The organism is Mesorhizobium erdmanii (assembly GCF_013170725.1).
GTDB classification, from domain to species: Bacteria; Pseudomonadota; Alphaproteobacteria; order Rhizobiales; family Rhizobiaceae; genus Mesorhizobium; species Mesorhizobium erdmanii.
Map to the genome: position 1 here is coordinate 566540 of NZ_CP033361.1, position 18203 is coordinate 584742.

Genomic DNA, 18203 nt, shown 5'->3' on the forward strand with positions numbered 1-18203 from the left:
ATGCGCCTTCGAAAAGCTCTCCCGACATCTTGCGACGCCGGGAGACAGGGTCGTGGTCTCGGGATGTTACTTCGCCCCGGCGGCTTCCGCAGCGGTGATCTCGACCCAGTCGGGCGTGATCGGCAGCGTCAGGCCGGGCGCCTGGTCGGGGAAGGCATTTTCGCCGATCGCGATCTTGATCATCTTGGTGCCGGGATAGAGCTTGGAGTCGAAGGGATCGGTGGTGACGAAGTCACCCTTGACCGAGACGGAACGCTCGGCCGGTTTCTTGCCGGTGTCGAGGATGTCGACCGCCAGCTTGATCGCTTCCGAGGACAGGTAGGCCGGGTTGGAACCGAGGATGCACTTGGCGCCCTGCGTCTGCGCGCAGGTGACGGCGGCGACATTGTAGGAGAAGCCGACGACCGGAACGATCGGACGGCCGGCATCCTTCAGCGCCTGGATGGCCCCGGAGCCATAGCCTTGCGTCATGATGCCGTCGATCTTCGGGTTGGCGGCAAGCAATGCGGCGACGCCGGACTGTTCCGGCCCGAGCGCATAATTGCCGTTGTAATAACCGACGACCTTGATGTCGGGATATTTGGCCAGAACCTTCTCATAGCCTCCCTGCAGCTGTGCTGAGATCGGCGCGCCGGCAAGGCCACGATCGAGGATGATGTTGCCCTTGCCGCCAAGCTGCGTGGCCATCCACTCGGCCATGACGGAGGGGATGCGGTCCCAGTCCGACGCCACGGCAAAGGCGCAGGGCTCGGTCACCACCTGGTCGAAGGAGATGACGACGATGCCGGCGTCGCAGGCCTTCTTGATGGTCGGGTTCAAGGCCGAGTCCGAACCCGCATCGACGAGGATGGCATCCGGCTTCTGGCGGATGATGTTGTTCAGCGAATTGATCTGCGCCTGGACGGTGTTCTCGACATTCTCGATCTTGAGGTCGACGCGGCCCTTCAGCGGCCCCTTGTTGACCGAGACGGTGGCGACGCGCTCCATCTGCTGGCGCCAGTCATTGCCGACGAAATTGTTCGAGAGATAGATGGTGTAGGGTTTCTTGTCCTCTGCATGGCCCGGCGCGGTGCTCATGGCGATCGCGGACATGGCAAGGGCCGCCAATCCGCCAAAAACTGTCTTCATTTTCATGGTCTCTCCTCCTTCGTGTTTCCTGCATCGGCGCTGACGGACTTCGCCGCCTTGGCGAGCTTTTGCATCCAAATTGATACCGGTACCAATACGCCTTGTCAATTTAAGCCAAGGCGTATCGGAGGGCCTGGACGCCGCCATTTCGTCACCCGCCCGCAGGCAGCGTCATTTCGAGCCGGCGGCCTCGGCCGGGGTGATTTCCACCCAGTCCGGGCTGACGGGAAGAAACAGGCCCGGCGCCATGTCGGGAAAGGCGTTCTTGCCCACCTCGATTTTCTGCATGGTCGCATCAGGATACAATTCCGACGGCACCGGATCGGTGGTCAGGAAGGCGTTGCGCAGCAGGATCTTCTTCTCCGCCGGCTTCTTGCCGTCGAGTATGTCCACCGCGAGCCTCAGCGCCTCGGCGGACAGATAGGCAGGGTTGGGCGCCAGGATGCACTGCGCGCCTTGCGTCTGCGCGCAGGTCGTGGTCGTCAGGTTGAAAGGGCTGCCGGTGACGGGAACGATCGGGCGACCGGCATCCTGCAGTGCCTTGATCGCTCCGGCGCCGTAGCCCTGGACGAAGATGGCGTCGACCTGCGGATGCGCCGCCAGCAGGCTGGCGACACCGGCCTGCTCCGGCCCCAGCGCATAGTCGCCGTTGAAATAGCCGACCACTTCGATGCCCGGATATTTCTTGATCACCTCCTCGAAACCGCCCTGCAGCTGGGCCGAGATCGGAGCGCCGGCAAGCCCGCGGTCGACGAGGATCTTGCCCTTGCCGCCGAGCTTCTTGACCAGCCATTCGGCCTCCACGCGCGGTGCCCGGCCCCAGTCGGACTCCATCGTGTAGGCACAAGGAGCGCTGACGATCTGATCGAAGGCGACGACGACGATGCCGGCATTGCAGGCCTTCTCGATCGTCGGGTTGAGCGCTTCGCCGGAGCCGGCATCGATGACGATGGCATCGGGCTTGTTGCGAATGATGTTGTTGAGGGAATTGATCTGTGCCTGGACCGTGGTCTCGACCACCTCGACCTTGAGGTCGACACGGCCGGCGAGTGGCGGCTTCTTGACCGCGATGTCGGCGCTGCGCAGCATCTGCTGGCGCCAGTCGTTGCCGACGAAATTGTTGGAGAGATAGATGGTGTAGGGCTTCTTGTCCTGTGCATTGGCCGGCACGGCTTCGACCGACAGCAAAGTAACCGCGATCGCCGCAAGGCCGGCGAAGAATACGCCTGCTTTCATGATTTCCTCCTCCCGTATCTGGTATCGGCCGCGCGAGCGCGCCGATATCGGATGGGGCCGCGCATCCACGTTCGATCGTGGCTTTCGGCACGGCCTTCATCCTAGCTATGATGCTATTATAATTTTATAAAACTGTCCATGGCCGTGACAAGGAAATCCGCGCACGCACGGTCCCCTTGTAAGGCGCCTGGATGAACCCTGATCGGGTTCAGGCCAGATCGTTCGGTGCGTCGTAGCTGATGCTGAATAGGTCGGCCGGATGACGCGCGATGGTGAACTCGATGCTCTGCTGTTCCGCCGACTGATAGAGCATCTCGACGCTGAGGATTGCACTGCCCTGCGCGATGCCAAGATCTTCGGCGATGACCTCATCGGCGATCTCGGCCCGCACCGTGACATGCGCGACGTCCAACCGCAGGCCGAGATGCCGTTGCACCGAACGAAAGATAAGCACATCGGAGAAATCGTCCCGCTTCAGCTTCGCCCCGACGGACGGAGGGAAATAGCTGGTGATCTGAGCCTTCTTCTGCTCACCTACCGACAGGATGCCGCGTAAACAGTAGCCCGCCTCGTCCTTGCCCATGCCGAAATGGCGCTGGAGCACGGGCGAAACCTCCTTGCGGTAGGATTTCACCGTCAACTCGGCGTCCTTGGTGAAGGCGGCCATGTCGGCGAAGTTCTTGAACTTCCAGCTCAGATTGACCGACGGATTGCGCGCCGCCACCACTGCCGGTTTGGCCGACCGTTTCCGGATCAGGCCGTCGGCCTCGAGATCGCGCAACGCCTGGCGCACGGTGATGAGGCTGACGCCGAAATGCTCGGCAATGGCCGCTTCCTTCGGCAGTTCGCCGCCGACCGGGAAAGTGCCGTCGCCGATCGGCTCGCGCAGAAGATCGGCGAGCTGGCGGTAGAGCGGGCCGTTGGCACGGCCAAGTGTACGCCTGGGAAGACTGTCGATGCTGGGATGGTCCATGTGCCTCGTCGCGCCTGTGTCGAAGCTTTTATAATAGCTTCCTGCGCCCGAGGCTAGGCAAGGCCGTTGACGATCAACCGGCTCAGACGAAGAGCCGAAGCGGCTGTTCGATCGCCGATTTCAGGGTCGCGAGCCATTCGGCGGCCGCGGCCTCACCAATGCTTGCCGCATCCACCGTCAGCAGGCATTCGGCGTGGTCGGCCGCCATGTCGAGCGAGACGGTGAGGCGCATGACGCGACCCGGCAGGACCGGCATCACCACCGGCCGGATGTCGCGCGACGGCAGCAGCCGCAGGGACAGCACCGCCGGCGTTTCCGTTTCATCAAGGCTGCCCGCCAATGTCGCAAGCCGCATTGCGCGCAGCGATGTCAGGGACATTTCGGGGATCATGGCGAACACGGTTTGCCGGCTTGGCAACTCCAGCGCCACCGAAGCGTCGCCGAGCTTTGCGGCATCAGGTATCTCGGTGAAGGCTCGACCGACAGCGCGCAGCAGCACGTCGTCGATAGCGAACGCATGTCCCGAGCTCTCAAGCGCCGCCAGCAGGTCGTGCAGCGCGCCAAGCGCGACGGACGTGGCAAAGGCGGCGATCCGGGACGCGGCAGGGGAAGGTGCTGCCGCCGCAGCGACGACTCCGGACGAAACCGGCGCAGCAACCGGAACGAAGTTCACGACATCGGCGGCCAGGATACGCCCGCCAGGACCGCTGCCACGAAGCGCTTCGAGCGGCAGAGACCGTTCGCGCGCCAACCGGCGGGCATAGGGCGAAACAGCCACGCGTCCGGTTTGCGCCACCGTGATGTTCATTTCAGATACTCTGAATTGACGCAGTTGGTGAGCCGGCCCTCGGCGAGATAGGCATGCACGACCTCGATCGATTTCAGCCGGAGGTCGCGCATCGATGCCGGGCTGTAGAAGGCGGCGTGCGGGGTGACGATCAGGCGGTTGGCGATCCAGGGCTCCCGGGCACGCCATGCCGCCAGCAGCGGATGGTCGAGATCCCCGGGTTCGTTCGGCAAAACGTCGAGCCCGGCGCCGGCAACGGTCCCGTTGCGCATCGCCGCCTCCAGCGCGTCGAGATCGACGATCGGGCCGCGCGCCGTGTTGACCAGCACAAGACCGGGCTTGGCGGCGGCGAAGGCGGCCGCGCCGAGCAGCTTGCGGGTTTCCTCGCTCAGCGGCGCGTGGACGCTCACCACATCCGCGCGCGCCATCAGTTCGCCCAGCGAATGGACCCGCTCGTAACCGGTCGACAGGTCGACGCCGGACAGGAGATGCGGGTCGTAAAACAGCACCTTCATGTCGAAGGCGGCGGCGCGGCGGGCGGTGGCGAGGCCGATGCGGCCGAGTCCGACAATGCCGAAGGTCGCGCCCTTGTGCCGGCGCACCAGCGGTGCCTTGGAGAAATGCCAGCCTTCGACGCCATGGCCGGAGAGCTCCGCGCCATAGGCCGATGTGCCGCGCGTCAGCGCCAGCATCAGGCCGATGGCATGGTCGGCGACCTCGGTCGTGCCATAGTCCGGCACGTTACAGGCCGGAATCCCGCGCGCGCCCCAGCCTGACGTGTCGATGTTGTCGAAACCGACGCCGGAGCGCACGGCGATCCTGGTCTTGGGAAAGGCCGTCGGGGCGGCCGCAACATTGTGAGTGGGCGAATAGTTGATGACGGCGTCGACCGTCTCACAAACGGCCGGATCAAGTGCCGCGGCCTTGTCGTTGGTCGAGCGGGCGAGGACGAACTCGATGTCGGGATAGTGCTCGCGCTCGAGTTCGGCCTCGTCGGCGGCTTGCCAGTTGGCGCACAGGATCTTCATGCCGGTCCTTCGGATTTCTTGACTATTTCTTGATGCCGCCGATGCGGCCGCCCATCGGCACCACGGCGCCGACCGGCTGATCGATGGCGCTGAGTGTCCCGCTGACCGGCGCCTCGATCTCGACCACGGCCTTGTCGGTCTCAATCTCGGCGATCAGCTCGCCTTCCTTGACCGGATCACCGAGCGCCTTCAGCCATTTGACGACGGTGCCTTCGCTGACGGTGAGATCGCCGAACGGCATCGTGATCGGCTCGTCATCGCCGACAGCGGGCGCCTTGGCCGGCGCAGCTGCGTGAACTGTCTCGGCCGGAGCAGGCGCAGATTTAGCCGGCGCATCACTTTTCAGGCCCACTGTGTACCAATGGTCCGGCACCGGCGGCTGCCCTGCCATGACATCGCGTACGCCTTGCGCGATGCGCGCGCTGTCGACCAGCATGGCGCGTTCCAGCACCGGCGCGAAGGGATGCGAGGTCGGCGCGGTGTGCAGCCTTCCCGGCGGCGCGTCGAGTTCGTCGAAGGCGAGCTCGTTGATGGCCTGGGCAATCTCGCCGCCCAGGCCGCACATCGCCCAGGCTTCGTCGACGATGAGCAGGCGATGGGTTTTCCTGACACTGCCGACGATGCTGTCAATGTCGAGCGGCATGATGGTGCGCGGGTCGATCACCTCCGCCTCCACGCCTTCGCCGGCCAAGGCTTCGGCCGCCTCCAACGCGCGCTGAACCATCTGGCCGGCGGCGACGATAGTGATGTCGGTGCCCGCCCGGGCGATGCGGGCTACGCCGAACGGCACAAAGTGCTCTCCGACCGGCACTTCGCCCTTGGAGGCGAAGAGCGCCTTGGGTTCCAGCATAATGACAGGATCGCCGGCCCTGAGCGCCGTCTTCATCAGGCCCTTGGCGTCGGCCGGGGTTGACGGCACGCAGACGATGAGGCCAGGCATATGGGCAAAAACCGGATGATAGATGCCGCTGTGGTGCGGGCCGGAACTGCGCAGCGCGCCGGCGCCGACGCGCACCACCATCGGCGCGCTCATCAGGCCGCTGGTCATGTAGCGCAGTTTCGCCGCTTGCAGGAAAATCTGGCCGGCGGTCTCGAAAGCGAAGTCGGCGAACATCAGGTCCGACACGGTGCGCGCTCCGGTGGCCGAGGCGCCGACGGCGGCAGCGGTGAAACCTTGTTCGGAGATCGGCGTGTCGACCATGCGATCGGCGCCGAATTCCTGCCAGAGGTTTTTGGTATGGGCGAAACTGCCGCCGCGCTCGCCGGTGCCCTCACCGAAATAAAGGATCGCCGGGTTGGCGCGCATTTCCTCGGCGAGGCCGTCGCGCACCGCCTCGAGCCATCCTTGCGTGCGCGTCTCGCCGACGGCGCGCCTAGCCAAGGCAGCCGGCGGATTGATCGGATCGGCGAAGACATGCAGGCGCACCGTTGCCGGGTCGGGTTCGGGCGAATTGCGGGCGAAGGTCAGTGCGTCCTCCACCACCTTCTCGATCCGCGCTTCGATCGCGGTTAGCGCCTCGGCATCGGCGATGCCGTAGTCCTCGACCAGCTTCTTGCGGAACATGTCGATCGGATCGCGCTTGATCCAGGCGTCGAGCTCTTCTTGCGTCCGGTAAGTGCCGATGACTGGATCGCCTTCATGATGGCCGACGGTTCGGTAGGTCTTGGCCTCGATCAGCGTTGGACCCTTGCCGGCTCGGGCGCGCTCGGTCGCTTCCTTCATGGCCAGCCAGACGGCGAAGACGTCATTGCCGTCGACGGCGACGCCGGGCATGCCGTAGGAGGCGGCCTTGGTGGCGATCTCGGGATTGAGCGTGATCGACTTCAGCGGCGTCGCCGTCGCGTAGAGATTGTTCTCGCAGATGAAGACGGCGGGCGCCCGCTGCACGGCGGCGAAGTTGAGCGCCTCGTGGAAGCCGCCATGGTTGGCGGCGCCATCGCCGAAAAAAGCGACGCCGATGTCGTCACGGCCCTGCCGGCGGGCGCTCATGCCGATGCCGACGGCATGGCCGATGCCGGCGGCGACGATGCCGTTGGTGCCGAACAGGCCGACCGAACGGTCGTAGAGATGCATGGTGCCGCCACGGCCGCCGCAAATGCCGTCAACCTTGCCGAACAGTTCGGCCATCACCCGGCCGGGATCCGCGCCCTTGGCAAGGGCGTGGCCATGGCCGCGATGGGTCGAGGTGACCCAGTCGGTTGGCCGCAGGTGCGCACAGACGCCAACGCCGGTCGCTTCCTCGCCGATATAGAGATGCAGGAAGCCTGGCGTTTCACCCTTGCGGCAGGCGATCTGGGCGATGCTTTCGAAGCGGCGTAACAGCACCATGCGTTCGAACAGGTCGAGCAGGATCTTTGGATCGGGCAAGTTTGGAGCGCCCTTGAAATCGTCGCGTGCGCGCGCCGCCGACATTGCCACCAAAGCCTCCCTGAAATGCGTCTGAACCCTGGCGGCAGAGCGCCGCCGGCGAGCTTGTTAGTCACTCGCTTCGGCACATCATAGATTATAATAGCATAATGTCTACTGCCTCCGAACCAAGCCGGGCGAGAGGCTAGATCCTGGTGATCCGCACGGCCGCGTCGGGCCGCTGGAACAGCTCCGGCCGCAGGCTGAGACCGAGCCCCGGACCTTCGAGCGGCGCGACATGGCCGTCCTTGACCGGCGGAATGTCGGCGACGATTTCGGTGTACCAGCCGGTGAAGTAGGCGCGCACCGCTTCCTGATAATTGACGTTCGGCAAGGTCGCCGACAACGCGCAGCTGGCGGCATAGACGATCGGCCCGGTACAATCGTGCAAGGTGACCGGCAATTCGCTGGCTTCGGCCATGTTGGCGATCTTGCGCGCCTCGGAGAGCCCGCCGCACCAGGCGAGGTCGATCATGATCACGCTGGCGGCGCGCTTGTCGATCAGCTGCTTGAACATCTGCCGCGAGGCAAGCCGTTCGCTGGCGGCGATCGGTATCGAGGTGTGGCGGGCCAGCTCGGCCATGGCGTCGAGCTCGTTGTAGCGGACCGGCTCCTCCAGCCAGGCGACGTCGTAGGCTTTCAGCGCCTCGGCGACGCGCAACGCCGGCGGCAAGGTCCACAGGCCGTGCAGTTCGACCATGATTTCCATGTCGCGGCCGACAGCGTCGCGAATTTTCTGAAAGGGCTCCAACGCCTTGTCGAGGTCGGCAAGAGAAATGCGGGTACCGTTCGATGCCTCGGCGGCGATGTCGAACGGCCATATCTTCATGGCGCCGATGCCTTCGGATTTCAGGCTCCTGGCAAGGTCGCCGGCATTGTAGCGCCAGGCGAGCAGGTCCTCATACGGGCCTTCGTTGGAATCGCCTGACTTGAGCGACCAGTCCTCGCCGCGCTCGAACAGCGCGTTCTTCTTCGTGGCGCGGACATGTTTGTAGCCGGCGCAAGTGTTGTAGATGGGGACGTTTCTGTGGGTGCGTCCGCCAAGCAGCCGCCAGACCGGCTCGCCGAGCGCCTGGCCATAGATATCCCACAGCGCGATGTTGACGGCGGAATTGCCGCGTACCTCGGCGCCGGAATCCCTCGCGCCGACATAGACGCTGCCCAGCGTGCGGTCGTGCAGCTCGATGTCGCGCGGATCCTTGCCCAGGAGATAGGACGCGACATTGTCGTGGATGTAGGCGGCGACCGGCCCCGGTGCCCAGAAGGTCTCCCCGGTGCCGATGAGGCCGGCATCGGTGTGGACGCGCAGCCAGAACAGGAAGGGGAACTCCGCCAGTTGCAGCGTTTCGAGCGCGACGACTTTCATCTTTTTTCTCCCCGTTGCGGCGGAACATGCGATCGGCGGGACGATAGCACATCGTCGTTGACAGCCATTTATGGTACCGGTATCAATCCCGTCAAGATGGCCACCGGGAGGGTGTTCGCTTGCCAGTCGAAAATCAGAATACGACGCCACGAAGAGCACTGGTTACCGGTGCCGCCGGCGGCCTCGGCCGCGAGGTGGCGGTCCAGCTGGCACGGCGCGGCTGTGTCGTCGCGGTCACCGACATCAACGGCGAGGGGCTTGCGGAGACGATTACGCTGATCGGCGAGGTCGGCGCGGAAAGCGAAAGCATCGTCGGCGATTTCACCGGGGAAGGCGCGCCGGAGGCGGCGGTTGAAAAAGTGGTCGCGCGCTGGGGTGGCATCGACATCCTGGTCAACAATGCCGGCTATGGCGTGATCGAGCCGTTTCTCGATGCCACCTACAGAGCCTGGACGCGCACCCTGGCGCTCAACGTCACGGCGCTTGCCATGGCCTGCAAGGCGGCCGGCCGGGTGATGCGCGAGCAGCGTTCGGGGCGCATCATCAACATCACCTCGCCAGGTTCGCGCATGGCGCTGCCCGATTACACCGCCTACACGGCGAGCAAGGCCGGCGTCGATTCCATCACGCGCGCCGCGGCGGTCGCGCTGGCGCCCTATGGCGTGCTGGTCAACAGCCTGGCGCCCGGCATGATGGATACGGAAATGCAGCGCTCGACCGAGGTCGATCTCGCCCGCGCCAATGGCCGCGACGATCTGCAGGCCTTCCTCGACGAGCGCACCCGCCGCATTCCGCTCGGCCGCCGCGCCGAGATCGCGGAAGTCGCCGAGGCGGTCGTCTGGCTTTGCCTCGATTCGCCCAAATACATGACCGCCGAGCGGCTCAACATGTCGGGCGGGCTCGACAAGGACTGATCCAATGCTGCGAAATTCTCCACCCGGCAGCGCCGATATCGGCGTGCTCGAAAGCAAGGCGACGGAGTTGCGCCGTCACATGCTGACCATGGCGCGCGGCCAAGGCCAGGGCTATATCGGCCAAGGCCTCGGCATCGCCGATGTGCTGGCCGCGCTCTACTACCATGAGCTACGCTACGATCCGCACAATCTGGCCTGGCCCGATCGTGACCGCTTCCTTTTGTCGACCGGCCACTATTCCATCGCGCTATGGGCGGCACTGGCCGAAGCCGGCATCATCCCCGTCGAGGAACTCACCACCTACGGCGCCGACAACAGCCGGCTCGAAATGTCGACCCTCGACACCACGCCCGGCGTCGAAATGATCGGCGGTTCGCTCGGCCATGGGTTGGGGCAAGGTGTCGGCCAGGCGCTGGGCTTGCGCGTCGACAAATCCGATGCGCGGGTTTTCGTCGAACTGTCCGACGGCGAGATGCAGGAAGGCTCGACCTGGGAAGCGGCAATGTCGGCCAGCCATTTCAAGCTCGACGGCCTGGTGGCGCTGATCGACTGCAACGGCATCCAGGCCGATGGCCCAGTCGTGCTCGACATGGAACCTGTGGCCGACAAATGGCGTGCCTTCGGCTGGACGACATCCGAGATCGACGGCAATGACATGATGGCGGTGGTCGGCGCGCTGGCCGATGCAAGAAACCGCGACGGCAAGCCGAAGGCGATCGTGCTGCGCACACTGCCCGGCAAGGGTGTGCCGCGCATCGAGACCTCCGAGAAATCACACTTCTTCCGCATCGACGTCGCGCAGTGGGACGGCATCATCGCCGAGTTCGACAAGACCGTGGGAGCAGCCTGATGAGCAGCGCGACGGTGGAGGCCGGCCGCACCCTGGCCATGGGCCAGGACGAAGCGGTTGGTGGCGGCCGGCAGAGCGTCGAGGCGCCCTTTGGCAAGGCTTTGGCGCGGCTTGGCCAGAGCCGACCCAACATTGTCGGGCTGACCGCCGATCTCGGCAAATACACCGACATATTGCCGTTCCGCGATGCTTTCCCGGACCGCTTCTTCAATGTCGGCATGGCCGAGCAGAATCTCGTCGCCGTCGCCGCCGGTCTGGCGCGCACCGGCAAGGTGCCTTTCGCCACCACCTATGGCGTGTTCGCAACTCGGCGCGCCTATGATTTCGTCGCCATCGCGCTCGCCCACTCCAGGCTCGACGTGAAGATCGTCGCTGGCCTGCCCGGCCTGACCACCGGCTATGGCGGCACGCATCAGGCGATCGAGGACCTGGCGCTGATGCGGATGATCCCCGGCCTGACCGTCATCGATCCCTGCGATGCGACGGAGATCGAAGCCGCGACGGCGGCGATCGCCGAACATCCGGGGCCCGTCTATATGCGGCTGCTGCGCGGTAGCGTGCCTGTCGTGTTCGAACCCGGCTACAGCTTCGAGATCGGCAAGGCACGGCACCTTCGCGAAGGTTCCGATGTCGGTATCGTCTCGACCGGTTTCATGACCGAGCGAGCCCTGGATGCGGCCGATGCCTTGGGCAAACAAGGCATCTCCGCCGGCGTACTCCACGTGCCGACGATAAAACCGTTCGACGCCGAGGCGGTGGCTGAATTTGCCGCCGGCTTCAACCACATCGTCACGGCGGAAAACCATGTTGTCGTCGGCGGCTTGGCGAGCCTTGTGGTCGAGACCTTGTTCGACGCCGGCATAGCGAAGAAGGTCACCCGCATCGGCCTGCCCGACCGCTATATCGAATGCGGCGCGGTGCCGACCTTGCAGGCGAAATACGGCCTGACGACCGAAGCTGTCATCGCAACGATTGCCGCGCTGAACTAGGATCAGTTGCATGAAGATCACCGAGATCGAAACCTTTGCCGTCGGCGCCGGCTGGAAGAACTGGCTATTCGTCAAAGTCCATACCGACAAGGGCATCCACGGCATCGGCGAAGGCACGCTAAATGGCTTCATCAAGACCACTGAAGCCGGCGTGCATGAGCTCAAGCATCTCGCCATCGGCCAGGATCCACGCCGCATCAACGCGCTGGCCAAGCGCATGCTGGACAGCGTGTCGCTGGATGGCGGCCATATCCACCGCACCGTGATCGCGGCGATCGAAGTCGCCTGCTGGGACATACTGGGCAAGAGCCTCGGTGTACCGATCCACCAATTGCTCGGCGGCCAGGTGCGCGACAGCGTGCTCGGCTACGCCAATGGCTGGTACCGCACCGAGCGCACGCCCGACGCCTTTCTGGAGGCCGCAAAGGCTGTGCTGGCCAAAGGCTTCAAGGCATTCAAGCTCGACCCGTTCGGTACCGCCCAAGGTTTTATCTCGCGCGAAGAGCTGGACCTGTCCTATGCCATCTGCCGAACCTTGCGTGACAAGCTACCGAAGGACACGCTGATCCTGATCGACGTGCATGCCCGCTTCACCGAGATCGCCGCGCTGCAGGCGGCACAGAAATTCGCCGATCTCGACATCTACTGGTGGGAGGAGCCGACCTCTCGCGACCGCCAGGAGACCGTGCACGAAGTGGCGCATCGCTCGCCGATCCCGGTGGCGACCGGTGAGATGTATGACACGGTCGGGCAATTCTACTCACTGGCCGCCGGCGGCGGCGTCAACATCTTCCAGCCCGAGCCGATGTCGCTCGGTGGCATCGCGCCATCGATGCAGGTGGCCAATCTGGCGCTCGCGCATGGCAGCCATATCGCGCCGCACCAGAGTGGCGGGCCGGTGGCGACGGCGGTGTGCCTGCAACTGGCCGCCGCGGTGCCGAACTTCCTCATCCAGGAGCATTTCGACGCTTTCAACGATGCGTGGACGCGCGACTTGGTGACCTGGCATCCGACCGTCAATCCGGACAACGGCCATTTGTCGCTGCCGGACGCGCCGGGACTCGGCATCGATCTCGACATCGATGCGATCATGGATCATCCCTACGACCCCGACGCCTATCTCAACGTCCATGCCGAGGGCTGGGAAAAGCGGCTGGGGCGGCGGGAGGAGGCGGCCAAGGCGTAGACCGTTCCGATCAGGCGCTTTCGCGGTCGACGATCTCGAAGCCGAGGCTGGTGATGGTCGGTACCTTGGTGTCGCCTCCCAGCCTCGCCAGCAATTGCCGCACCGCGCGCCGGCCCATCTCGTAGCGGTTGACCTTGACAGTGGTCAGCGGCGGATAGAGCTGTGCGGCGAGGTCCATGTCGCCATAGCCGGCGATCGCGATCCTGCCCGGCACCGCCCAGCGGCGGCGGTGGCATTCCTGCACGGCGCCGACGGCCAGCGTATCGCTGGAGAAGAAGATGGCATCGATGTCCTTGTGGCGGGAGGTCAACGTCACCAGCGCTTCGGCGCCGCCCTGCGCGGTGATCGGCACCTCGACCTCCATGTCGGCGTGGTTTTTGATGCCGAGTTCCGTCAGCGCGGCATGGTAGCCGGTGCGGCGCTGCTGCAGGCGGTCATTGCCGTGGATCGGCGTCGAGACGAAACCGATGCGTTTGTAGCCCTTGGCGGCCAGATGCATGGTCATGGCATAGGCGGTCTCGAAGTTGGAGACGCCGACCACCATGTCGACCGGCTTGCGGCCCTTGATCTCCGAGATTTCGACGACCGGCGCGCCGCTGCTCTTCAGAAGCGCGCGCGCCGCCTCGCTTTGCACGAAGCTCTGCAGGATCATGCCGACCGGGCGCCAGCCGAGCAGATTGCGGATCGATTTCTCCTCGGCTTCCTGCGTGAATTCGCCTTGCACCAGAAGCATCGAATAGCCGCTCTCATGGCATTCGTCGGACATGCCTTGCACCTGTTCGGCGATGCCAGAATTGATCAGCGGTGGCACCACCGTGCCGATCATGCGGCCATTGCCGCGCATGCTCGAGGCCAGCCGGTTGGGCACGAAGCCGGCCTGTTCGATCGCTTCGAGCACTTTGACGCGCGTCTCCGGCGACACCATGTCGGGATTGGACAGCGCGCGCGACACCGTCATCGGCGCGACGCCGACACGCTTGGCGATCTCGCGCACGCCAAGGCGCGGCGGTTTTTTCCCGCCCGGGCCGTCCCCTGGCCTATCGGTCATCTCGAATGGCTCCAAAGCGCGCGATCCGCCAGGGCAACGCTCCAGGGGATCACGCAGTAGACACCCATTCATAGCGGTTGCGGCGAACGCTTTCCAGCGATGGAACCTAGCTATGCACCGCCAGGAAATTTCACCATGCGAAGCGCTCCGGCCCACAGCGTCACCGGTTCAGAAATTACGCCCATAGCCTGCCGTCCATCCACCGTCGACGCCCAGCATCTGGCCCGTCGTATAGGTGTTGAGTGGATCGCAAAAGAACAACACGGCCGCTACCGCCTCCTCGATGCGGCCGGCGCGACCAACGGGCGTGTGGCTGAGCATCGCCTTGTCGCCCGAGATCATGGCTTCACCCACGATCGCGCCGAAGCCGACGGCATTGACCAGCACCTTCGGGCCGAACTCCATGGCCAGCGTGCGCATCCCGGCGAGAATCGAGGCATTTTCCATGGAGAAGCGCGGGTGGCGGCGCATCGGCATGCCTGACGTGGCCGAGATGAGGAAGACGATGCGGCCGCCCCCGCGCTCCGCCATTGCCATGGCCGCCTTGCGCGCATCGGCATGCTGGTCGCGCGGATCCTGCACCGTCGTTCCCGGGCGCAGCGGATTGGACATCAGTAGGATGTCGGCGGTATCCGCCGCTTCGACAACCGTGCCGCCATTGGCCCGTAGCGCGGCGAGCACGGCATCGACAATCGGATTGGCCTCGCCGTCGAGGGCGACCGCGGCCCCGTTGAGATCGATTTCCATCGCGCTGCTCACATCATGTATCCCGCTGTCCAGCCGCCATCGACCGCCAGCACCTGGCCGTTGACATAGCTGGCAGCCGGCGAGGCCAAGAACAGCACCGCCTCGGCGATCTCCGGCGGCTCGGCCGGCCGGCCGAGCGGCACATGGGCCAGGAATTCCCGCGTGCGGCCGGCAAACTTGCCGTCCTCGCCATAGAACAGTTTTGCCGTCAGCGCCGTCATCACCGAACCCGGGGCAATGGCATTGGTCAGGATGCCCCTGGCGCCAAGTTCGATCGCCATCGACCGCGTCAGATGGATGATGGCGGCCTTGGCGGCGACAAATGGGCTCTGCAGGCGCATGGCGGCAAGGCCAACGACCGAGGCGATGTTGACGATGCGTCCGCCCTTGCCGGCGGCGAGCATGGGGCAGAGTGCCGCGCGGCTCATGATGTAGAGGCCATCGAGATCGATGCCGGTGATGCGGTCCCATTCCTCGGAAGGGAATTCATCAATGGTGACGCGGTGCGCCAGCGTGTTGACGCCGGCATTGTTGACGAGGATGTCGAGCCGGCCGTAGCGCTGCATCAGCGCGGCGATGGCGTTGTCCACTGACACTGGATCGCGGATATCGACGGCGCAGGCCATCGCGTCGCGCAGGCCGACCGCGACCTGCTCCGCGCCCTCGCCATTGATGTCGGCGACGACGACGACAGCGCCATTGTCGGACAGGCGCCTGGCGATGGAACTGCCTATGGCACCCGCGGCCCCGGTGACCAGCGCTACCTTGCCTCGCAGATCGCAGCGCATGTCCCGCCCACCCCGAACCATTTCGGGTTATGCTATTATAATATCTTCATAGGCCGGGCAAGCTTCCACACCACTGCGGCGTGCTTATTCCGCCGGCGCACCCGCCACGTTCTTGCGCGCGGCATCGATCATCAGCCGCCTTGCCCGGAACACACCCCATTGCTGGTCGACGAGCACGCCGATGAGGATGACGCCGCCCATCACCGCGAAGTTGAGCGAAGACGGGATGCCAAGCAGGTTGACGAGGTTCTGCAGCTCCTGCAGCAGCACGGTGCCGAGGATGACGCCGATCAGCGAACCCTCGCCGCCACGCAGCGAGAAGCCGCCGAGCACGGCGGCGGCAATGGCGTAGAGCTCATAGAACTGGCCGTGGCTGGCCGGCGAGATCGAGCGCGTGTACATGGCGAAATAGATCGCCGACAGCGCGGTGAGCACGCCGCAAATGACGTAGGCCGCCATGACGATGCGGCCGGTGCGGATGCCGGAGTACTTCGCCGCCTCCTCGTTCTTGCCGATGGCATAGAGATAGCGGCCGAACACCGAGCGGTGCAGCACCACCCACATGACGATGGCAATGACGATCAGCGCGATGAAGGAATTCGGCACGCCATAGCTACGGCCGGCGGTCAGGAATTCCAGATCGGGAAAATTCTGTCCGAAGGCGAAGCCGGCGGTGCCGTCGGCGGTGTAGAAGCGGGCGACGCCGCGATAGATCAGCAGGCCGCACAGGGTGACGACGAAAGGCTGCAGCTTGAGCCGCGTGATCAGCCAGCCATGCGCCAGCCCGATAATGGCACCGAGCACGAGGATGAGCACGAAGGCGAGCGGCCATTCCATGCCGCGCACGGCGATGAAGTCGATGAACAGCGTACCCAGCAGCGCGACAAGCGAGCCGACCGACAGTTCGATGCCGCCGGTAATGATGACGAAGGCCTGGCCGATCGAGAGGATGCCGAACAGGCCGATCAGGTTCGAGGTGTTGGCAAGGTTGATCGGCAGCAGGAAGCGCGGATTGATCATGGCGACGATCGCGCCGACCACCAGGATCAGGATCAGCAGGCCGAGATCTTTCTTGCTCATCGTCTTCTCCCCAATGCCTGCCCGCGCGCGTCGCGCTTTGCGCGAGCGGCGGCAAAAATCATTTCGGCTGCTTGCCGACCGCCAGCAAAAGCACGTTTTCCTGGCTGAACTGGTCCTTGTCGAGAATGCCCGAGATCTGGCCCTCATGCATGACGGCGATGCGGTCGGACACGCCGATCACCTCTTCCATGTCGCTGGAGATCATCAGCACGGCGACGCCGGCATCGGCCAGCGCCCGCATCAGCCCGTAGATTTCCGCCTTGGCGCCGATGTCGATGCCGCGCGTCGGCTCGTCGAGGATCATCACCTTCGGGTTCATGGCGAGCCACTTGCCGAGCACCACCTTCTGCTGGTTGCCGCCCGACAGCGTGCCGGTGCGGGTCGCGACCGAAGGCGCCTTGATTCCGAGATTCTTCTTTTGCGTCTCGGCGGTCGCTGTCTCGGCGCTTGCCGAAACCAGTTGATGCTTGGCATGCGCCGACAGATTGGGCAGCGAGATGTTCTGCGCGATCGACAAATCGAGCAGGATGCCGGTCAGCTTGCGGTCTTCCGGGACCAGGAAGATGCCATGCGCGACGGCGTCGGCCGCTGAGCCGAGCGCCAGCGGCTTGCCGTCGAGTTCGAGCGTGCCGCCAAGGCTGCCGTCGATGCCGAAGAACACGCGCGCCAGCTCGGTGCGGCCGGAGCCGACAAGGCCAGCAAGGCCGAGGATTTCGCCGCGCCTGACGTCGAGATCGACGGGACGGCCGGGATAGGTGGGGGTGCGGACGGCCTTGGCGGCAAGTGCCGCGGCGCCCGGCGCGCGCGCGGCCTCGGAAGCCTTCTCGCGCTCCTTCAGCATGCGGCCGATCATCAGCTTGACCATCTGGTCGTGGTTGATGTCGCGCTTGCCCAACGTGCCGGCCAGCATGCCGTCGCGCAGCACCACGACGCGGTCGGCAACGCGCTCGACCTCGTGCAGGCGGTGCGAAATGAAGATGACGCTGATGCCTTCGGCCTTCAGCGCCTTGATGACGTCGAGCAGCTTGTCGGTCTCTGCGATCGGTAGGCTCGATGTCGGCTCGTCGAGAATGACCAGCCTGGCCTTTATCGACAGCGCCTTGGCGATCTCGACCATCTGCTGCTGCGCCAGCGACAGATCGGCGACCTGCGTGTCGGCGGAGAAATTGGCGCCGACGCGCTTCAGGAGCGGCGCCACCATTTCGCGCAGCTTGGCGCGGTCGACCAGTTTCAGCGGTCCGGCGCGGAGCGGCTCGCGGCCGAAGAAGATGTTGGCGGCGACGTCGAGATTGTCGAACAGGTTGAGTTCCTGGTGAACGAAGGCGATGCCCGAGCCGAGGCTCGCCTCGACGCTCAAGCTGTTGTGGGCGTTGCCGTCAACCGTGATGGTGCCGGTGTCCGGCGTGGTGACGCCGCCGAGGATCTTCATCAGCGTCGACTTGCCGGCGCCGTTCTCGCCGACCAGGCCGATGACTTCGCCCGGCCTGACTTCCATCGAAAACCCATCGAGCGCGACGACGCCCGGATAGGTTTTGCGCACGTTCTCAAGACTGAGGAACGGAGTGGTCGCGGCGATGGTTGTGTCGGTATAGTTCATCATGCCTGACAGCGATTGGCAGCCGACCTCTAGGGCAGATTGACGAAGCGCAAGGGCTTCGTCAATGCGAACAGCCGGC

General features: G+C 64.7%; 16 protein-coding genes. 4 read left to right on the forward strand and 12 right to left on the reverse strand.

Features of this window, described 5'->3' with window-relative positions; genetic code table 11:
* Positions 1–66: 66 nt before the first annotated feature.
* The 7 genes from EB233_RS02575 to EB233_RS02605 form a co-directional block, all read right to left on the reverse strand.
* The gene (locus EB233_RS02575) at positions 67–1134 is read right to left on the reverse strand and encodes a substrate-binding domain-containing protein (protein ID WP_064990201.1); all 1068 of its coding nucleotides are present in this window, start codon (positions 1132–1134) and stop codon (positions 67–69) included.
* 165 nt (positions 1135–1299) lie between these two features.
* Positions 1300–2364 (reverse strand): sugar ABC transporter substrate-binding protein, encoded by a 1065-nt coding sequence (locus EB233_RS02580; RefSeq protein WP_064990200.1) that lies wholly within the window; start codon positions 2362–2364, stop codon positions 1300–1302.
* 208 nt (positions 2365–2572) lie between these two features.
* Positions 2573–3337, reverse strand: coding sequence for a GntR family transcriptional regulator (locus EB233_RS02585; protein WP_064990199.1), 765 nt, complete (start codon positions 3335–3337; stop codon positions 2573–2575).
* An 82-nt stretch (positions 3338–3419) separates the two neighbouring features.
* On the reverse strand, positions 3420–4088 hold the full coding sequence (locus EB233_RS02590) for an E3 binding domain-containing protein (protein ID WP_244277703.1): 669 nt from the start codon (positions 4086–4088) through the stop codon (positions 3420–3422).
* Between the two features lie 53 nt (positions 4089–4141).
* Entirely contained in the window at positions 4142–5152 is a 1011-nt protein-coding gene (locus EB233_RS02595) for a C-terminal binding protein (RefSeq protein ID WP_064990197.1), read from the reverse strand.
* Positions 5153–5174: 22 nt separating this feature from the next.
* Complete coding sequence (locus EB233_RS02600; RefSeq protein WP_244277734.1) at positions 5175–7565, reverse strand: thiamine pyrophosphate-dependent enzyme; 2391 nt, start codon at positions 7563–7565, stop codon at positions 5175–5177.
* A gap of 139 nt (positions 7566–7704) precedes the next feature.
* Positions 7705–8925 carry a mandelate racemase/muconate lactonizing enzyme family protein gene (locus EB233_RS02605; RefSeq protein WP_064990196.1) on the reverse strand — a complete coding sequence of 407 codons (1221 nt, stop codon included), beginning with the start codon at positions 8923–8925 and terminating at the stop codon, positions 7705–7707.
* 119 nt (positions 8926–9044) lie between these two features.
* Here EB233_RS02605 and EB233_RS02610 point away from each other — a divergent pair, with 119 nt between their 5' ends.
* The 4 genes from EB233_RS02610 to EB233_RS02625 are packed head-to-tail and all read left to right on the forward strand — an operon-like array spanning position 9045 to position 12864.
* On the forward strand, positions 9045–9839 hold the full coding sequence (locus EB233_RS02610) for an SDR family NAD(P)-dependent oxidoreductase (protein ID WP_064990195.1): 795 nt from the start codon (positions 9045–9047) through the stop codon (positions 9837–9839).
* Positions 9840–9843: 4 nt separating this feature from the next.
* Positions 9844–10689 (forward strand): transketolase, encoded by an 846-nt coding sequence (locus tag EB233_RS02615; protein WP_064990194.1) that lies wholly within the window; start codon positions 9844–9846, stop codon positions 10687–10689.
* Complete coding sequence (locus EB233_RS02620) at positions 10689–11678, forward strand: transketolase family protein (protein WP_064990193.1); 990 nt, start codon at positions 10689–10691, stop codon at positions 11676–11678. Before EB233_RS02615 ends, EB233_RS02620 begins: the two co-directional genes overlap by 1 nt.
* Positions 11679–11688: 10 nt before the next feature.
* Entirely contained in the window at positions 11689–12864 is a 1176-nt protein-coding gene (locus tag EB233_RS02625) for a mandelate racemase/muconate lactonizing enzyme family protein (RefSeq protein WP_064990192.1), read from the forward strand.
* A gap of 10 nt (positions 12865–12874) precedes the next feature.
* Here the strand turns inward: EB233_RS02625 and EB233_RS02630 are convergent, their stop codons facing one another.
* The 5 genes from EB233_RS02630 to EB233_RS02650 form a co-directional block, all read right to left on the reverse strand.
* Complete coding sequence (locus EB233_RS02630; protein ID WP_064990698.1) at positions 12875–13912, reverse strand: LacI family DNA-binding transcriptional regulator; 1038 nt, start codon at positions 13910–13912, stop codon at positions 12875–12877.
* 168 nt (positions 13913–14080) lie between these two features.
* Positions 14081–14671 (reverse strand): SDR family oxidoreductase, encoded by a 591-nt coding sequence (locus EB233_RS02635; protein ID WP_244277702.1) that lies wholly within the window; start codon positions 14669–14671, stop codon positions 14081–14083.
* On the reverse strand, positions 14668–15447 hold the full coding sequence (locus tag EB233_RS02640) for an SDR family NAD(P)-dependent oxidoreductase (protein WP_064990190.1): 780 nt from the start codon (positions 15445–15447) through the stop codon (positions 14668–14670). The genes EB233_RS02635 and EB233_RS02640 overlap by 4 nt, the downstream gene beginning before the upstream one ends.
* Before the next feature lie 84 nt (positions 15448–15531).
* Complete coding sequence (locus EB233_RS02645; protein WP_064990189.1) at positions 15532–16527, reverse strand: ABC transporter permease; 996 nt, start codon at positions 16525–16527, stop codon at positions 15532–15534.
* Positions 16528–16585: 58 nt separating this feature from the next.
* Entirely contained in the window at positions 16586–18124 is a 1539-nt protein-coding gene (locus EB233_RS02650; RefSeq protein WP_064990697.1) for a sugar ABC transporter ATP-binding protein, read from the reverse strand.
* Between the last annotated feature and the right edge of the window lie 79 nt (positions 18125–18203).

Coding starts and splice junctions, on each gene's coding strand:
- EB233_RS02575 (WP_064990201.1), bottom strand. CDS start 1,134: ATGAAAATGAAGACAGTTTTTGGCGGATTGGCGGCCCTTGCCATGTCC.
- EB233_RS02580 (WP_064990200.1), bottom strand. CDS start 2,364: ATGAAAGCAGGCGTATTCTTCGCCGGCCTTGCGGCGATCGCGGTTACT.
- EB233_RS02585 (WP_064990199.1), bottom strand. CDS start 3,337: ATGGACCATCCCAGCATCGACAGTCTTCCCAGGCGTACACTTGGCCGT.
- EB233_RS02595 (WP_064990197.1), bottom strand. CDS start 5,152: ATGAAGATCCTGTGCGCCAACTGGCAAGCCGCCGACGAGGCCGAACTC.
- EB233_RS02600 (WP_244277734.1), bottom strand. CDS start 7,565: ATGTCGGCGGCGCGCGCACGCGACGATTTCAAGGGCGCTCCAAACTTG.
- EB233_RS02605 (WP_064990196.1), bottom strand. CDS start 8,925: ATGAAAGTCGTCGCGCTCGAAACGCTGCAACTGGCGGAGTTCCCCTTC.
- EB233_RS02615 (WP_064990194.1), top strand. CDS start 9,844: ATGCTGCGAAATTCTCCACCCGGCAGCGCCGATATCGGCGTGCTCGAA.
- EB233_RS02620 (WP_064990193.1), top strand. CDS start 10,689: ATGAGCAGCGCGACGGTGGAGGCCGGCCGCACCCTGGCCATGGGCCAG.
- EB233_RS02625 (WP_064990192.1), top strand. CDS start 11,689: ATGAAGATCACCGAGATCGAAACCTTTGCCGTCGGCGCCGGCTGGAAG.
- EB233_RS02630 (WP_064990698.1), bottom strand. CDS start 13,912: ATGACCGATAGGCCAGGGGACGGCCCGGGCGGGAAAAAACCGCCGCGC.
- EB233_RS02640 (WP_064990190.1), bottom strand. CDS start 15,447: ATGCGCTGCGATCTGCGAGGCAAGGTAGCGCTGGTCACCGGGGCCGCG.
- EB233_RS02645 (WP_064990189.1), bottom strand. CDS start 16,527: ATGAGCAAGAAAGATCTCGGCCTGCTGATCCTGATCCTGGTGGTCGGC.
- EB233_RS02650 (WP_064990697.1), bottom strand. CDS start 18,124: ATGAACTATACCGACACAACCATCGCCGCGACCACTCCGTTCCTCAGT.